Raw genomic sequence first — 650 nt, 5'->3', positions numbered from 1 at the left:
TAGGCATTGGTGCTCTATTTCGCGAAATATTTGATCTATATCACGTAAATTATTGCAGTAAAATAAGCGCACAACCGACTTTGTGCCGTCAACTTTGTAGGTTAAAAGGCATAAAAAAAGAGCGAACCCTTAGGACTCGCCCTTTTTGTACTGAATTGCCAGTGCTTATGACTGTTTTGGTGCTTTAAGCATATCAACCATAATCGCAACAGATTCATCTAAATAAACATCAGGTGCTTCGTAGTCTTTCGGCACATCATCCAAAGATTTGAATGTTTTCTTACCCAAAGCCGTTTGACGTTCATTAATACGTTTCAAACGTAATGCTTCTGCTTTATCTGACTCGTCTTTGCGGACTTTCTCGTTTAGAGACAACATGTTGTCGTCTTTTTCTTTACGATACTTCTCAATGTCTTCGTTTATGAAACGGAATTCCATCTCATCAGCGATTCGCTTATTGTGAAGTTCTGTCAAGTTTGCAATCAACTTGTCGTTATCTGGGAATGTCTGATAAGTCGCCTTATCGATGCTATCCCAAGGCAGAGCATTGTCTTCAACACTTTCACCGGTTTCACTCGGATCAATTGGTGTTGGGTACGCAATGTCTGGCGCTACACCACGGTTCTGAGTACTGCCGCCATCGATGCGGT

Annotated in this window: 1 protein-coding gene; it reads right to left on the bottom strand. The window is 41.4% G+C overall.

Features of this window, described 5'->3' with window-relative positions:
- Positions 1–165: 165 nt before the first annotated feature.
- The coding region (locus R7Z47_RS25240) for a carboxy terminal-processing peptidase (RefSeq protein WP_318130816.1) at positions 166–650 on the bottom strand (485 nt) is incomplete at its 5' end.

Source organism: Vibrio sp. 1641, from assembly GCF_033339995.1.
GTDB classification, from domain to species: domain Bacteria; phylum Pseudomonadota; class Gammaproteobacteria; order Enterobacterales; family Vibrionaceae; genus Vibrio; species Vibrio alginolyticus.
This window is presented reverse-complemented; position numbering and strand designations above follow the sequence as displayed.